Annotated in this window: 14 protein-coding genes; 10 read left to right on the top strand and 4 right to left on the bottom strand. The window is 73.9% G+C overall.

Annotated elements, in window-relative coordinates:
* Positions 1-93 precede the first annotated feature (93 nt).
* The 9 genes from AB0I29_RS21465 to AB0I29_RS21425 all read left to right on the top strand — a co-directional run bounded on the left by AB0I29_RS21465 (position 94) and on the right by AB0I29_RS21425 (position 8377).
* On the top strand, positions 94-852 hold the full coding sequence (locus AB0I29_RS21465) for an IclR family transcriptional regulator C-terminal domain-containing protein (RefSeq protein WP_357485721.1): 759 nt from the start codon (positions 94-96) through the stop codon (positions 850-852).
* Positions 853-912: 60 nt separating this feature from the next.
* The gene (locus AB0I29_RS21460) at positions 913-2199 is read left to right on the top strand and encodes a 4-hydroxybenzoate 3-monooxygenase (RefSeq protein ID WP_357485546.1); all 1287 of its coding nucleotides are present in this window, start codon (positions 913-915) and stop codon (positions 2197-2199) included.
* 152 nt (positions 2200-2351) lie between these two features.
* A complete protein-coding gene (pcaH, locus tag AB0I29_RS21455) occupies positions 2352-3173 on the top strand; it encodes a protocatechuate 3,4-dioxygenase subunit beta (RefSeq protein WP_357485544.1) in 822 nt (273 codons plus the stop codon).
* A complete protein-coding gene (gene pcaG / locus AB0I29_RS21450; RefSeq protein ID WP_357485541.1) occupies positions 3166-3897 on the top strand; it encodes a protocatechuate 3,4-dioxygenase subunit alpha in 732 nt (243 codons plus the stop codon). Before pcaH ends, pcaG begins: the two co-directional genes overlap by 8 nt.
* Complete coding sequence (locus AB0I29_RS21445) at positions 3890-5167, top strand: lyase family protein (RefSeq protein WP_357485539.1); 1278 nt, start codon at positions 3890-3892, stop codon at positions 5165-5167. Before pcaG ends, AB0I29_RS21445 begins: the two co-directional genes overlap by 8 nt.
* The gene (locus AB0I29_RS21440) at positions 5164-6018 is read left to right on the top strand and encodes an alpha/beta fold hydrolase (RefSeq protein ID WP_357485537.1); all 855 of its coding nucleotides are present in this window, start codon (positions 5164-5166) and stop codon (positions 6016-6018) included. Before AB0I29_RS21445 ends, AB0I29_RS21440 begins: the two co-directional genes overlap by 4 nt.
* A gap of 416 nt (positions 6019-6434) precedes the next feature.
* Entirely contained in the window at positions 6435-6836 is a 402-nt protein-coding gene (gene pcaC, locus AB0I29_RS21435) for a 4-carboxymuconolactone decarboxylase (protein WP_357485718.1), read from the top strand.
* Positions 6837-6912: 76 nt separating this feature from the next.
* Positions 6913-7596 carry a sulfite oxidase-like oxidoreductase gene (locus AB0I29_RS21430; RefSeq protein WP_357485534.1) on the top strand — a complete coding sequence of 228 codons (684 nt, stop codon included), beginning with the start codon at positions 6913-6915 and terminating at the stop codon, positions 7594-7596.
* Positions 7589-8377 carry a ferredoxin reductase gene (locus AB0I29_RS21425; RefSeq protein ID WP_357485531.1) on the top strand — a complete coding sequence of 263 codons (789 nt, stop codon included), beginning with the start codon at positions 7589-7591 and terminating at the stop codon, positions 8375-8377. Before AB0I29_RS21430 ends, AB0I29_RS21425 begins: the two co-directional genes overlap by 8 nt.
* A 62-nt stretch (positions 8378-8439) precedes the next feature.
* Here the strand turns inward: AB0I29_RS21425 and AB0I29_RS21420 are convergent, their stop codons facing one another.
* Together AB0I29_RS21420 and AB0I29_RS21415 are read right to left on the bottom strand one after the other, a co-directional pair.
* Positions 8440-10011, bottom strand: a complete 1572-nt coding sequence (locus tag AB0I29_RS21420) for a DUF222 domain-containing protein (RefSeq protein WP_357485529.1) — start codon at positions 10009-10011, stop codon at positions 8440-8442.
* Between the two features lie 148 nt (positions 10012-10159).
* On the bottom strand, positions 10160-10828 hold the full coding sequence (locus AB0I29_RS21415; RefSeq protein ID WP_357485526.1) for a GNAT family N-acetyltransferase: 669 nt from the start codon (positions 10826-10828) through the stop codon (positions 10160-10162).
* A gap of 285 nt (positions 10829-11113) precedes the next feature.
* Between AB0I29_RS21415 and AB0I29_RS21410 the strand changes: the two genes are divergently transcribed.
* Positions 11114-11866: a hypothetical protein gene (locus tag AB0I29_RS21410; RefSeq protein ID WP_357485524.1), complete on the top strand. Its 753-nt coding sequence runs from the start codon at positions 11114-11116 to the stop codon at positions 11864-11866.
* A 6-nt stretch (positions 11867-11872) separates the two neighbouring features.
* Here the strand turns inward: AB0I29_RS21410 and AB0I29_RS21405 are convergent, their stop codons facing one another.
* Both AB0I29_RS21405 and AB0I29_RS21400 read right to left on the bottom strand, forming a co-directional pair.
* Positions 11873-14041 carry an MMPL family transporter gene (locus AB0I29_RS21405; RefSeq protein WP_357485522.1) on the bottom strand — a complete coding sequence of 723 codons (2169 nt, stop codon included), beginning with the start codon at positions 14039-14041 and terminating at the stop codon, positions 11873-11875.
* Positions 14038-14487, bottom strand: coding sequence for a pyrimidine dimer DNA glycosylase/endonuclease V (locus AB0I29_RS21400; protein WP_357485519.1), 450 nt, complete (start codon positions 14485-14487; stop codon positions 14038-14040). Before AB0I29_RS21400 ends, AB0I29_RS21405 begins: the two co-directional genes overlap by 4 nt.
* Positions 14488-14530: the final 43 nt, after the last annotated feature.

The following is a 14530-nucleotide window of genomic DNA, read 5'->3' as shown; positions in this document are numbered from 1 at the left end:
GGTCCGGACGGCGGCGCGGGCGATGCCGTGGACGACGCCGGGATCGAAGCCGGGATCGAAGCCGAGACTGAACCCGGCCGCTCGCCCGAGTTCGTGCAGTCCCTCGGGCGCGGCCTCGCGGTGATCCGGGCGTTCGACGGCGACCGGCGGTCCCTCACCCTGAGCGACGTCGCGCGCGAGACGGGGCTCAGCCGCGCGTCGGCGCGGAGGTTCCTGCACACGCTCGTCGAGCTCGGGTACGTGGCGACCGACGGTCGCGAGTTCACGCTGCGGCCCGCCCTGCTCGAGCTCGGCTACGCGTACCTGTCGAGTCTCACCCTGCCGGACATCGCGACGCCGCACCTCGAGAAGCTGTCCGAGCGGGTGAGCGAGTCCTCCTCCGTGGCGGTGCTCGACGGTGCGGACATCGTCTACGTCGCCCGCGTCGCCACGCGGCGCATCATGAGCGCGACGATCCGGGTGGGTACGCGGTTCCCGGCCTACGCGACGTCGATGGGCCGGGCGATCCTGGCCCACGCGGAGCCCGCCGCGCTCGACGCCTACCTGGCCCAGGCCGCGCCGTCGGGCACGCTCGCGGCGCTGACCCCGCGCACGATCACCGACCCCCAGGACCTGCGGGCCGCGCTCGCCGAGGTGCGCGAGCAGGGCTGGGTGCTCGTGGACCAGGAGCTGGAGGACGGCCTGCGGTCGGTCGCGGCGCCGCTGCGCGACGGGACGGGCCGGGTGGTCGCGGCCGTCAACGTCTCGGCGCCGGTCCGACGCGGCGAGATCGAGGAGATCCTGCGGCACGCGCTGCCCCCGCTGCTCAAAGCGGCTGTCGCGATCGAGGCCGACCTGGCCCGGATCCGCTAGGGCGGGCCTGCTGAGCCTCTGAACTTCCGCATCTGAACCGTCGAACCTCGGGAGGACCTCTTGCCCGCACCAGCACCGGAGCGCACCGTCGTCGGCATCGTGGGCGGCGGACCCGCCGGGCTGCTGCTCTCGCACCTGCTGCACCGGTCCGGCGTCGACCACGTGGTGCTGGAGGCGCGCTCCCGCGAGGAGATCGAGCACACGCACCGTGCCGGGATCCTGGAGGCGGGCGCGGTGCAGGTCCTGGTGGACGCCGGCCTGGACCGGGTGCTGCGCGACGGGTCCCGGCACGACGGCATCGTGCTGCGGTTCGACGGCGCCGACCACCGCATCGACCTGACGGGCCTCACCGGCCGCAGCGTGTGGCTCTACCCGCAGACCGACGTCTTCGTCGACCTCGCGACCCGGCGGGCGGCCGACGGCGCGGACGGCGTCGGCCGCGACGGCGCCCAGGTCCGGTGGGGCGCGACCGTCACGCACGTGCTCGACGGCGACACCGACCGGCCCGGCGTGCTCTGGACCGACCCGGACGGCGCGACCCACGAGCTGCGCTGCGACGTGCTGGTCGGCGCCGACGGCTCCCACTCGACCCTGCGGCACACCCTGCCCGAGGCGCAGCGGCGCACGTACGTCCACGAGTACCCCTACGCGTGGTTCGGCGTGATCGTCGAGACGCCGCGCAGCGCGCCCGAGCTCGTCTACACGGCGTCCGAGCACGGGTTCGCCCTGATCAGCCAGCGCACCGACACCTACCAGCGCCTCTACTTCCAGTGCGACCCCGACGAGGACCCCGCCGGCTGGAGCGACGACCAGATCTGGGCCGAGCTGCAGCGCCGCGTCGCCGGGCCCGACGGCTTCCGCCTCGTCGAGGGCCCCGTCGAGGAGCGGTCGGTGCTGCGCTTCCGCTCGTCCGTCGTCGAACCCGTGCGGCACGGCCGCATGCTCCTGGCCGGCGACGCCGCCCACACCGTCCCGCCCACGGGAGCCAAGGGCCTCAACCTGGCGCTCGCGGACGTCGTCGTGCTGCACGACGTCCTGGAGACCTGGCTCGCGGGCACGGGCGGGGCGGGCTCGGGCGGACCTGGAGCTCCGGGAGGTCGCGGCGGACGCCGGGACGACGCGGTGCTCGACGAGTACGGCCGCCGCGTCGCCGAACGGGTGTGGCGCGCGCAGCACTTCTCCGCGTGGATGAGCGGCATGATGCACTCCCACCCGGGCGAGACGGGCTTCGCCGCCCGACGACGCCTGGCCGAGCTGCGCACGCTCACCGCCTCGGAGTCCGGCCGGCGCTTCCTGGCGGAGGGGTACACCGGATGGGGCCCTGTGCTCGGCGAGGGGGCGTTGTGAGCGCGGCAGACCAGCGGGTGCGCGACGGCACGGAGCGAGGCGCACGTCACGGCATGGAGCACGGCGACCGACGACGACGTCGAGAGGGAGACGAGATGACGGAACCAGCGCCCGACCCAGCAACCGACCCGGCACCTGACTCGGCATCTGGAGTGGCACGAGACGGGGCGCCTGACCCGGCGCCTGACCCGGCGCCTGACTCGGCAGCAGACACGCAGGCGCAGCTCAGCGCCGAGATCGAGGCCGCCCACCGGGCGTACGAGGAGGGTCTGGCGCAGGGCGCGCCGCAGGAGCTCGGTCCGCGGCGCGACTGGCCGCCGTACCGCAGCTCGCTCCTGCGGCATCCGACCAAGGACCTGCACCACGCCGACCCGGAGACGATCGAGCTGTTCGCGCCCGTCTTCGGCGAGCGGGACATCGGCGCCCTGGAGTCCGACCTGACGGTGCAGCGGGGCGGCGAGCCGATCGGGGAGCGGATCGTGGTGCGCGGCCGGGTGGTCGACGGCCAGGGCCGGCCCGTCCGACGTCAGCTCGTGGAGGTGTGGCAGGCCAACGCCGCCGGGCGGTACGTGCACAAGCGTGACCAGCATCCGGCGCCGATCGACCCGAACTTCACCGGTGTCGGGCGCGCGCTGACCGACGACGACGGCTGGTACCGGTTCCAGACCATCAAGCCCGGCCCGTACCCGTGGAAGAACCACTTCAACGCATGGCGTCCGGCGCACATCCACTTCTCCCTGTTCGGGACCGAGCTCACCCAGCGGGTCGTCACGCAGATGTACTTCCCCGGGGACCCGCTGTTCGCCCTCGACCCGATCTACCAGTCCATCCAGGATCCCCGGGCGCGCGACCGGCTCGTCGCGGCGTACGACCACGGCCTGTCGCAGCACGAGTGGGCGACCGGGTACCGGTGGGACATCGTGCTGTCCGGTTCGCACCGCACGTGGACCGAGCCGGAGGACGGCGATGAGTGAGCGGACAGCTGCGTCGGCGTCCGCGGGGGCGCCCGGGACCGTGCCGGGCGCGCTGCTCCCGCCGACGCCGGGGCAGACCGTCGGGCCGTTCTTCGGCTACGCCTTGCCCTACGCGCGCGGCAACGAGCTGGTCGAGGCGGGCACACCGGGAGCCGTGCGCCTGCACGGGACCGTGTACGACGGCGCGGGAGCCCCCGTCCCCGACGCCCTGATCGAGATCTGGCAGGCCGACCCGGCGGGCGCCGTCGTCGGCCGGTCCGGCTCCCTCCTGCGCGACGGGACGTTCACCGGCTGGGGCCGCGCCGAGACGGACCGCGAGGGCGGTTACTGGTTCCGGACCGTGACGCCGGGCGCCACGGAGCCGGGCCGCGCCCCGTTCTTCGCGGTGACGGTCTTCGCGCGCGGCCTGCAGGACCGCCTGCACACCCGCGCCTACCTGCCGGACGCCGGTGCCCCGGACGACGGCGAACCGGACGACGGCGAACCGGACGACGGCGAACCGCACGCCCCCGGCCCGTTGGGCGCGGAGCCCCTGCTCGCCTCGCTCGAACCCGGTCGGCGCGCCACGCTGGTCACATCGCGCGAGCCCGACGGGTCGCTGCGGTTCGACATCCGTCTCCAGGGCGGCCCGGACGGCGAGGAGGAGACCGTGTTCCTTACGTACGACACGGCTGCGCACGGAAGCAGGGTGCACGGTGATCTGCAGGGCGGCGCTGATGCCTGACGTCGGCCTGCTGACCCCCGGCGCCGACCTCGGCCCGGGGTCCCCCGCCGCGGTCACCGACGACGTGGCGGTGCTGCGGGCGATGCTCCGCGTCGAGGCGGCCTGGGTCCGGGTCGTCCTCGGGGGTCGGGCGACGGAGGGCGACATCGACGGCGTCGTCGAACGCCTCGCCGGGGCGGACGACGACGCGCTGGCCCTCGCCACGCGGCTGGCCCGCGCCGGGGTAGCCGGAGGAAACCCGGTGATCCCGCTGGTCGCCACGTTGCGGGAGGCGGCGGGGCCACGGCTGGCGCCCGCGGTCCACGCGGGCCTCACGTCGCAGGACGTGCTCGACACGGCGCTGCTCCTCGTGCTGCGCGACGCCGCGCGTGCTGCCGTGGCCGACCTCGACCGAGCGGCCGCGGCGGCTGCCCGCCTCGCGGCCGAGCACCGCGCGCGGCCCGCCCTCGCGCGCACCCTCGCCCAGGCGGCGGTGCCGACCACGCTCGGAGCGCGGTTCGCCGGGTGGTTGCAGGGCGTCCTCGCCGCGCGGGCTTTCCTGGCCGCCGTGTCCGACGCGCTGCCGCTGGCCTACGGTGGCGCGGCGGGCGAGCTGTCCGGGCTGACCGAGCTGGTGGGACCGTCCGGGGCTACCGGGACTGGGCGGTCGGGGGTGACTGCGCCGACGCCGGCCGGCGGCGTTGGGGCCGCGCGTCCCGAGTTCGACCTCGTCGAGGCCTGGGGCGCGGAGCTCGGCCTACCGGTCGGTCCGGCGCCGTGGCACGCCACGCGCACGCCGGTCGTCCGGATCGCCTCGGCGCTCGCCGAGACCTGCACGGCGCTCGGCAAGGTCGCGAACGACGTGCTGCAGGCGGTCCGGCCCGGTGTGGGTGAGCTGCGTGAGCCGGCTGCGCCGGGACGCGGGACGTCGTCCGCCATGGCGCACAAGCGCAACCCCGTGCTGTCGGTGCTCGTGCGTCGCTCGGCGATCTCCGCGCCGCACCTGGCCGCGCAGGTGCTCGGGGCCGCGGGGCTCGCCGTGGACGAGCGGTCCGACGGCGCCTGGCACGCCGAGTGGCCCGCCCTGCAGCTGCTCGCCCGCCACGCGATCGCGTCGGCGCACGCGGCGGCGGAACTGCTGGAGGGGCTGGAGGTCGACATCGACGCCGTGGCCCGCAACCTGCGCGACGGCCTGCCCGACGTCGGACCGGCGCCGGACGTCGAGGCGGCGGCCGCCGTCGTCGGCCGGGTGCTGGACCAGTACGCCGAACAGGTGGGGCAGGACGCATGACCGCGCGACCCAGGCTGGGTGCCGTCGAGTTCCTGGTGCGCGACGCCGCACGCCCGCTGCTGGTGCTGGGGCCCTCGCTGGGCACATCGGTGTCGGCGCTGTGGGGCGACGCCGTCGGGCTGTTGACGGGCGCCGGCAGCGCCGCGGCGGGCGTCACGACTGGCGAGCTCGACGTGATCGGCTGGGACCTGCCGGGGCACGGTGTCGCGCCGACGCCGTCCGCGGACGAGCTCGAAGGACTGAGCATCGCTGATCTTGCGGACGCCGTCCTGGGCGTCGTCGAGCGTGCGCAGGCCCGGCGCGGGGATGTCGGGGCGCCCTTCTGGTACGCCGGTGTCTCGGTGGGCGGGGCGGTCGGCCAGCGGTTGCTGCTGGACGCACCCGACCGGGTGCTCGGCGCGGCCCTGATCTGCACGGCGACCTGCTTCGGCGAGCCGTCGGGCTGGGCCGAGCGGGCCGAGCTGGTGCGGCGGGCGGGCACGCCCACCCAGGTGGAGGCCGCGGTACGGCGGTGGTTCGGACCCGGATTCCTCGACCGTGAACCGCAGGTGGCCCTCCGCCTGCTCGCCGGTCTGCAGACCGCCGACCGGTTCGGCTACGCCGCGGTGTGCGAGGCCGTGGGCGCCCACGACCTGCGAGGGCGGCTCGGCGTGGTCGGCGTCCCCGTCGTCGCGATCGCGGGCAGCGCGGATCCGGCGACGCCGCCCGCGAAGCTCGAGGAGATCGCCGACGCCGTCCCCGGCGCGCGACTCCAGGTGCTGGACGGAGCAGCACACCTCGCGCCGGCGGAGCGGCCGCAGGCCGTGGCCGACCTGGTGCGCGAACTCGTCCGGGGAAGGGTGGCAGCGTGACCGACAGCAGCGACGTGCCGAAGAAGAGCGAGCGGCCGAAGAAGAGCGAGCGGCCGAAGAAGAGCGAGCGGCCGAAGAAGAGCGGGCAGCCGGACACGAGCGGGCAGCCGGGCAAGAGCGAGCAGCCGGGCAAGAGCGAGCAGCCGGGCAAGAGCGAGCAGCCGAACGGTGGCGAGGCGCGGAACGGTGGCGATGTGGCGGACGGCGGTGCGGTGCCGAAAAGTGGCGAGGTCGCGGACAGCGGCGTTTCGTCGGACACGGCTGAGGTGTCGAACGGAAGCGACGTGCCGAACACCGGCGAAGAAGCGCCCGGTGGCAGCGCGTCCGGCAGCAGTGTTCCCCAGGCCAATGTTCCCGCGAGCAGCTTTCCCGCGAGCGGTGTTCCCTCGAGCAGTGTTCCCGTGAGCAGAGTTCCCCTGAGTCGGCGGCCCGAGCGCGGGGACGACGTGCGGCGTCACGACGGCGCCGCCGTCCGGCGGCAGGTTCTCGGCGACGAGCACGTGGACAGCGCGATCGTGGGCACGACGGCATTCACCGCCGACTTTCAGGACCTCGTCACGCGATACGCGTGGGGCGAGATCTGGAACCGTCCGGGCCTGGACCGGCGCAGCCGCTCGATGATCACGCTGACCGCGCTTGTTGCCGGCAGTCACTGGGACGAGCTGGCGATGCACGTGCGGGCCGCCGTCCGCAACGGGCTGAGCGTCGACGAGATCAAGGAGGTGCTCCTGCAGACGGCGATCTACTGCTCCGTGCCGAGCGCGAACCGCGCGTTCAAGGTTGCCCAGCAGGCACTGGCCGACGAGGGTCTCGTCTGAGACCCGCACCATCCGCACCGCACCATCCGCATCGCATATCCGTTCAGCACCACCAGTCCCGCACTATCTTTGGGGCATGACCAGCGCGACGCCGCCCGTACCGGGTGGCCCAGACTCCGCAGCCCCGGATCCCGTCAGTTCTCCCGCCGACCCCGGCGTCGGCGCCACGCTCACCCCGGGGTTCCGCGGACGTCCGCGGCCCGCGGGTGTGACGCTTCCTCCCGGGCAGTACAAGGAGGAGGGCTTCCCGGTGCTGTCCGCCGGGCCGACGCCCAACGTCGACAGCCGGACCTGGAGCTTCACCGTCACCGACGAGTCCGGCGCCGCGAAGACCTGGACGTGGGCGCAGCTGATGGCGCTGCCCCAGGAGACGCCGACGGTCGACATCCACTGCGTCACACGCTGGTCCAAGTTCGGTACCCGCTGGCGGGGTGTGTCCCTGGACGTGCTCCTGGCAGACGTCGAGTCCACCGCCGATTTCGCGATGGTGGGCTCCTACGGCGGCTACACGACCAACCTTCCGGTCGCCGACCTGCTGGGCGGCAAGGCGTGGATCGCGCACACCTACGACGGCGCGCCGCTGCACCCCGAGCACGGCGGCCCCGCGCGGCTGCTCGTGCCGCACCTGTACTTCTGGAAGTCGGCGAAGTGGGTGCGCTCGCTCACGCTCATGCCGACGGACCGGCCCGGCTTCTGGGAGAAGCTCGGCTACCACGACCTCGGCGACCCGTGGCGTGAGCAGAGGTACCAGGGTGACTGAGGCAGCGGGTGCGCGGCTCGGCCGGCGCTACGCGGTCCCGTCCGGCTGGCAGGTCGCGACCCTGCTGGAACGACGGGCCGAGAGCGCCTCCGCGGAGACCCTCGTGCTCGACGTCCCGCGATGGCCCGGTCACCAGGCCGGACAGCACCTCGACCTGCGCCTCACCGCGCCCGACGGCTACACCGCCGAGCGGTCCTACTCGCTGGCGAGCGGCCCCACGCCGTCCGGCAGCGGGGGTGTGGAGGTCACCGTCCAGCGCGTCCGGGACGGCGAGGTGTCGCCCTACCTGGTCGACGACTTCCCGCCCGGGGCCGCCATCGAGGTGCGCGGGCCCATCGGCGGATGGTTCGTCTGGGATCCGGCGCGGGACGCGGGCACACCGGTCCTGCTCCTGGCAGGCGGCTCGGGCCTGGTCCCCGTGATGTCGATGGCCCGCGCCCGCCGGCAGGCCGGCGACCGGACACCGTTCCGCCTGATCTACTCGGTGCGTACGCCGGAGGACCGGCTGTACACCGACGAGCTCGACGGGCTCGTGGCCCGCGGCGACGGGTTCGAGGCGAGCACGATCTTCACCCGGGCGGTCTCGCTGACGGCGCTGCGCGGCCCGCGCCGGCTCACCTCCTCCGAGCTGGCCTCGTGGGGCTGGCCGCCCGAGCTGGAGCCCCGGGTGTACGTGTGCGGTCCGACGGGGTTCGTCGAGGCGGTCGCCCGCATGCTCGTGGCCCAGGGACACGATCCGGCCCGGATCCGGACCGAACGGTTCGGGCCTGCGGGCAACTGATCGGCTTCTGCGCTGGTGCACGGTCGAAGTGCGTGGTGAACGGTGCCCTGGTGGCTGCCTGGTCATGTGAGGTGCGTGCGGGTGGGGTGTGTGACGTGCCCGTTCGGGTGCGTGAAGTGCCAGCCCTCGTCGTAGTGCATGGCGATGTTCTGCGTGTCGACGAGGTCGTGGTGGTGGTAGCAGAGCAGGGCGGCGTTGGTGGTGGAGGTCTCGCCGCCGTGCGCCCAGTGGCGCAGGGCGTGGTGGACCTCGCAGCGCGTGGGCGGTTGGTCGCACTGGCCGTAGACGCAGTGCTGGTCGCGGGCGATGACCGCCCGGCGCAGCTGCCCGGTGACCGTCCGTCTGCTCCGGCCGACATCGAGGATCTGCGAGTCGGCTCCGAACACGATGCGGGTGACCTCGCTGTCGCAGGTGATGCGGCGCAGGAGCGAGGCCGGCACCGGAGCGCTCGTCTCGGTGAAGACCGCCGGGCGCTTGATGCGGGGGACGCCGCTCGGGGTGATCGGTCCGACCGGCACGGTCGGGACTGGCGCGTTCGGAGCTGCGGTGCTCGGGACTCCCGCCCCCGGACGTGTGGAGGCATCCCGGGCTGCGCTCCTGGCCGCGAGGGCCTGGAGCTCGGTCCAGGACACGGTCACGCTCAGGTGCGGGCGGACGGAGGCGCCGGTGCCGGTGCGGCCGTCGTCGAGCACGATGCGGCTCAGGTCGGCGAGGGCCTGGGCGCGGCGCTGACCGGGCGTGCGGTCGTCGTCCGCGGCCGGAGCGCCCATGACCGAGCCGATCGCCGTGGTCAGCGTCTGGCCGTGCTCCTCGGTGAGGAACCCGCTCAGGTGGTAGCCGCCCAGCGTGGGTGCGACGTCGAGGTACTCACGCTGCCTGGCCTTCGTGTAGCCGCGCTCGTCGGCGTCGGGGTCAGCGTGGCGGGCGAAGTAGCGCACCAGGCCGCGGAACCGGTCAGGCCCGTTCCGGGTCGACCAGTCCAGGAGCTGCTCCTCCCACGTCGGCGAACCTGGAGTCGTCGGTACCCCGGAAACGGGGTCTTCGGTCGTGTCGGCAGGCGCGGGCGCATCTGGATCGCAGGCCGGATCGGCAACGGGCTCGACAGTCCCCACTTCGACCGTGGCCACGTGGACGATGGGCACGTCGACCGTAGCGACGTCGACTGCCGGTGCGGCCAGGGCGTCGGTTCGGTTCGTGCTGGTGGTGGCGACGTCAACCAGGGCGCGGATCTTGTCGACACCGACCCGGCCCGTCAGGGCCGACAACAGCGTGGCGGGCAGGTGGTCGCGCAGCGCCCTGGCCGTGCGGACGTCACGTCGGGCGGTCGCCGTCCGGACGTCCTCGGTGCGGGCCAGCCAGACGGCGAAGGTGCGTGCGCCCGTCTGGGCCCACAGCCCGGCGGTCTCGATCCGGGGCAGGATCGACCAGCGCACGGCATCCATCCGTGCGCCGGCCACGCGGAGGCGGGCGGACGCCGACACCAGGCTCGGTGTCGTCATGGACTCGCGGACGGTCGGGCGGTCGCCGCGGGTGTCCGGAGCCAGCCTCCCGGTCAGCTCGTCCAGGAGCTCGTCGAGGTCGGTCAGGACGTCCCCCAGGGCACGCGAGGTGCTCCCGCGTTGCTCTCTTGCCATGGTTCACACCACCCTCGTGCGCGATCTCGAACACCAGGACCGGACCGGTCCGGTCCGCGGCGGTGCTTCGTCCTATCGAACGCTCGTGCGCATCGTTCGATCAGAAAAATATCTGTGGATAACTCTTCGTTCCCGCCATGAGTCCGCCTCACGGCGCCGTCCTCCCGTTCGGGTGCCACATCGGCTGAAGGGTCGGCCCTGCTTCGGGCAGTCGGATGGGCGCGCCGTGCTCCTGGAATCCATGGCGGGAGTAGAGCCGCTGGTTCTGCGGCGTCGACGCCTCCAGGTACACCGGGAGCCCCAGCTCCCGGGCCTGGTCGAGGCCGTGACGCAGCATCGCAGACCCCGCCCCCAGTCCTCGGCGTAGGGGGAGCGCGGCCATGGCCGACAGGTAGACGTGCGGTGCCCCGGGATGTCGCGCGGTGGTGGCTGCCACGACAGCCGCCAGGCGCCGCGAGACCGAGTGGTCGTCGCTGGGTCCGGTGGGACCGGCCAGGTCCGCGGGGCCGGCGGGGTCAGTGGGATCAGCGGGGCCAGTGGGGTCAGCGTGATCCTCCGGCCCGACGACCGGCCTCGCGTCGTCGAGCGTGATCCACATCGACGCGGCGACCGGCTCTCCGCCGGGCGTGCAAGCCACGAGGAGCTGACCGGCGTCGACGGCGGCTCGGAGCGACGTCGTGAAGAGCTCCCGGGTGCGGTCCAGACGTCGCTCGGCGACCGGTTCGACCCACGCCGACACCGCCTCGTCGGCGAAAGCCTCGACGCAGACCGCGAGCACGACGTCGAACTCCGCGGGTACGGCGGGCCGGACGGTCATACGGGGCTTCGGCGTCCCAGGCTTCGACACTCCCGGCTTCGACATTTCAGGCTTCGACATTCCCCGCTTCGACATGGCTCCAGGCTCGTGCACCTCCGGCGGCGAGGCGCAGTAGTTTCGACTCACCGGCATGTGCGACGAAAGGAGCCCGGGGTGGCGTGTGCGGAGTGCGGTCGTGACCTCGGCCCGGCAGCGGGCACCGGACGGCCGCGCAGGTACTGCTCGCGGTCCTGCCAGTCGCGCGCCTACCGGCGTCGTCGGGACGAGGGGCGCCTTCCATCCGGCGTGCCCGCCGCCCGTCTCGCAGCAGGCACCCCCGGGGACGCCGACCTGGTGTCGGTCGGCATCGCGCTGGCGGACGTCGCCGGGATCGCCGCCCTCACGCTCCGCACCGTCGCGCACCGCGCGGGGGTGCCGCTCGCCCAGGCACGGCGGGCGTACGGGAGCCGGGACCGGCTGGTCGCGGCGCTGGTCCAACGGGCCCTCGCGCCGCGACGCGCCGTGGCGCCACGAGAGCACGCCGAGGCACACGTGGAGGCGCACACACAGGCCCGTCCGGAGGCGCATCCGCAGGCAACCCCGGACGCGGAGACCCCGGCAGACGTCCTCGTCCGGCTCGCCGAGCAGGAGTGGGTGGCGTACCGGGAGCCCCCCTGGCTGGTCACCGTCCTCGCGAGCAGCCGTCCACCCCTCGTGCCCGCGGTGCTGGACGCGGCCCGGGCCGGCACCGAGGCGTTCGAGAGGCTCGGCGCCGACCCGCCGTCGGCCCTGGGGAGGTACCTTGCGCTCAGCGGGTACGTCCAGGGCATGGCCCTCCTGCTTCTCGCCGAGCACGACGAGTCGTCGCGTTCCGGGACGGACTACCGGGCCTGGTGGGCGGCGGAGGCCCGGCGTCTCGAGCGCACCGGGGCACGACGCCGCCATCCGTGGCTCGACGTCGTGAGCGAGGGCCGGGTGCCCGAGTCGTTCGACGCCGACGCCGAGGCGTGGTTCCGCGCCGGCCTGACGCGGGTCCTCGCGGGGCTCATCGCGACCTGACCTCGCCTACTCCCCACCCCGCGCCAGCCGCGACGGCCACCAGACCTTCCGGCCGATGTCGTACGCGAGGGCCGGGACCAGCAGCGAGCGGACGAGGAACGTGTCGAGCAGCACGCCGAACGCCACGATGAAGGCGAGCTGGACCAGGAACAGCACCGGGATCACCGCGAGCGCCGTGAAGGTCGCCGCGAGAACCAGGCCCGCCGACGTGATGATGCCGCCCGTCAGCCGCAGCCCGCGCAGCACGCCCTCCCGGGTGCCGTGCACGAGCGACTCCTCGCGCACGCGGGTCATCAGGAAGATGTTGTAGTCGATCCCGAGCGCCACCAGGAACACGAACCCGAACAGCGGGACCGCAGGGTCGGCACCCGGGAAGCCCAGCACGTCGTCGAACACCAGCGCGGAGACGCCCATGGCGGTCCCGAAGGACAGCACGGTGGTCAGGACGAGCAGCACGGGTGCGAGCACCGCGCGCAGCAGCAGCATGAGGATGACCAGGATCACCACGAGCACGATCGGCACGATCACCGTGCGGTCGCGGATCGACGCCTCGTTCGTGTCCAGGTCGGTCGCGGACTCGCCGCCGACCAGGGCAGCGGGCAGCTCGTCGGCGTAGGCGGCGCGCAGGTCGCGGACGGTCTGCTCGGCGGCGAGCGAGTCCGCGGCGTCGCCGAGCGTGCCCTGGAGCAGCACCGCGCCGTCGGACACCACGGGTTCCGGAGCGGGCGAGCCGGGCGGTCCGAAGGGCTGGACGCCGTCCTCGGTCACCGGCGCGGTCGAGCTCGCGGTGTCGGCCGTGACCGCGACGTCCTCGATGCCGTCGTCCGCGAGCAGGACGTCGGCCGCGCGCTGCAGGTCCTCCTGCGGCGCGACGACGTAGACCGGGCTGCCCGAACCGGCCGGGAAGTGCTCGGCGAGCCGCTCCTGGCCGTCGCGGGCCTCGGACGACCCGAGGACCAGCTCCGACTGCGGCACGCCCGAGGCCTGGAGCTGGGTGACGCCCACGCAGCCGAGGGCGAGCATGGCCGCCGTCGTGATCCAGATGGTGCGCGGCCTGGCGCGGATGGCGCGCGAGACCCGTCCCCACAGCCCGACCTCCTCGGCGCCGGACTCCGCCGCGGCGGCGTCGTAGACGGGGCGCCGCGGCCAGAACGCGGCCCGGCCGAACGCGAGCAGCAGAGCCGGGAGCAGCGTGAGCGCGGCGAGCATCGAGAACGCGATGCCGACGGCGGCGACCGGTCCCAGCGTGCTGTTGGACCGCAGCTCGCTGAACAGCAGGCAAAGCAGGCCGGCGATGACGGTGCCTCCCGACGCCAGGATCGGCTCGAACGAGCCGCGCAGCGCGCGCAGCGTCGCCGTCCACTTGTCCGGGGTGTGCAGCAGCTCCTCGCGGAAGCGCGCCACGTACAGCAGGGCGTAGTCCGTCGCGGCGCCGATCACGAGGATGAAGAGGACGCCCTGGGTCTGCCCGCTCAGCAGCAGCACCCCCGAGCTCGCCAGGTGCCAGACCGTGAGCAGCGCGATGCACAGCGCGAACATGCTGGTGGCGAGCACGGCCAGGGGAAGCAGCAGCGACCGGTAGACGATGATCAGGATGACCAGCACCGCGGCCAGCGCCACGCCCAGCAGCAGGCCGTCGATCCCGGCGAACGCCGAGACCAGGTCGCTGGAGAAGCCCGCCGGGCCCGTGACGTACAGGTCCACGCCGCCGGGCAGGTCCTCGGCGAGGGTCTCGCGCAGCTCGGCGGTCGCCTCGCCCACGTCCGCGTCGCCGGACAGCGGCACGAAGGCCTGGGCGGCGACGCCGTCGTCCGAGGGGATGGCGGGGGAGACGTCGCCGTCCACCACGTCCAGGTCGCCGACGGCGGTCAGGCGGTCGCCGATGGTGGCGAGCTGGTCGTCGGTGAGCTCGTCCGGCGCGACGAAGACGACCAGCGCCGGGATCGCGTCGCCCTCGGTGAAGCCCGAGAGCCGCTCCTGCACCTCGGTCGCCTCGGCGGTCTCGGGCAGGTAGGCGGTGCGGTCGTTGGAGGAGACCTCGTCGATCCGGCCGAAGTACGGGCCGCCCACGGAGGCGCCCACGAGCCAGACGAGGATGAGGACGGCGGGCAGGGTCACCCGGAGCCAGCGCGGTACGCGCGAGGTGAGGGTGGTGGGGCGGGACGCGGTGCTCACGAGACGACCCGCTCCCAGCTCGCCACGTCGCCGGGCACGGCGACGAACAGCGGGTGGGGCGCGGGCGTGCCGGCCGGTGCGAGCCGCGGCCGGTACCCGGGCGAGCGGACGGCGACCTTGCGCAGCAGGTGCTGCCGCTCGAGGTCGAGCTGCCCGGTGGTCACGACGATCCTGCCGGCGTCGCGCGTGCTCGGGTCCAGCGGCTGGGCGATCCGCTCGGCGTCGAACCGGTAGCCGCGCCGCGTCGCCTCGTCCCGCACCCCGTGGAGGTAGCTGGAGATGGCGGCGACCGGGTCCGGGTGCGCGGAGAAGCGCTCGAGCTGGGGGTGTGCGGTGTATCCCGCAGTGCGGCCGAGCAGTACGGCCTGCGCCAGGAGCGCCTCGCGCCAGCAGGCGACGAGCCCCTGGCGGTCGAGCAGTGCGGGATCGAGCGACCAGAGCCTCATGGGCGTCGTCGGCTCCTTCTGTGAGGGGTGGGTGCCCGCTCCC

The sequence above is a fragment of the Promicromonospora sp. NPDC050262 genome, assembly GCF_040655935.1.
In the GTDB taxonomy this organism is placed as follows: Bacteria; Actinomycetota; Actinomycetes; order Actinomycetales; family Cellulomonadaceae; genus Promicromonospora.
The sequence above is the reverse complement of the archived record's forward strand: the minus strand, read 5'-3'. Positions and strand labels throughout refer to the sequence as shown.

What these genes read in the sequence shown, in the direction of transcription:
- pcaG (WP_357485541.1), top strand. Translation starts at nt 3,166, where the DNA reads ATGAGTGAGCGGACAGCTGCGTCGGCGTCCGCGGGGGCGCCCGGGACC.
- AB0I29_RS21445 (WP_357485539.1), top strand. Translation starts at nt 3,890, where the DNA reads ATGCCTGACGTCGGCCTGCTGACCCCCGGCGCCGACCTCGGCCCGGGG.
- AB0I29_RS21440 (WP_357485537.1), top strand. Translation starts at nt 5,164, where the DNA reads ATGACCGCGCGACCCAGGCTGGGTGCCGTCGAGTTCCTGGTGCGCGAC.
- AB0I29_RS21430 (WP_357485534.1), top strand. Translation starts at nt 6,913, where the DNA reads ATGACCAGCGCGACGCCGCCCGTACCGGGTGGCCCAGACTCCGCAGCC.
- AB0I29_RS21420 (WP_357485529.1), bottom strand. Translation starts at nt 10,011, where the DNA reads ATGGCAAGAGAGCAACGCGGGAGCACCTCGCGTGCCCTGGGGGACGTC.
- AB0I29_RS21415 (WP_357485526.1), bottom strand. Translation starts at nt 10,828, where the DNA reads ATGACCGTCCGGCCCGCCGTACCCGCGGAGTTCGACGTCGTGCTCGCG.
- AB0I29_RS21400 (WP_357485519.1), bottom strand. Translation starts at nt 14,487, where the DNA reads ATGAGGCTCTGGTCGCTCGATCCCGCACTGCTCGACCGCCAGGGGCTC.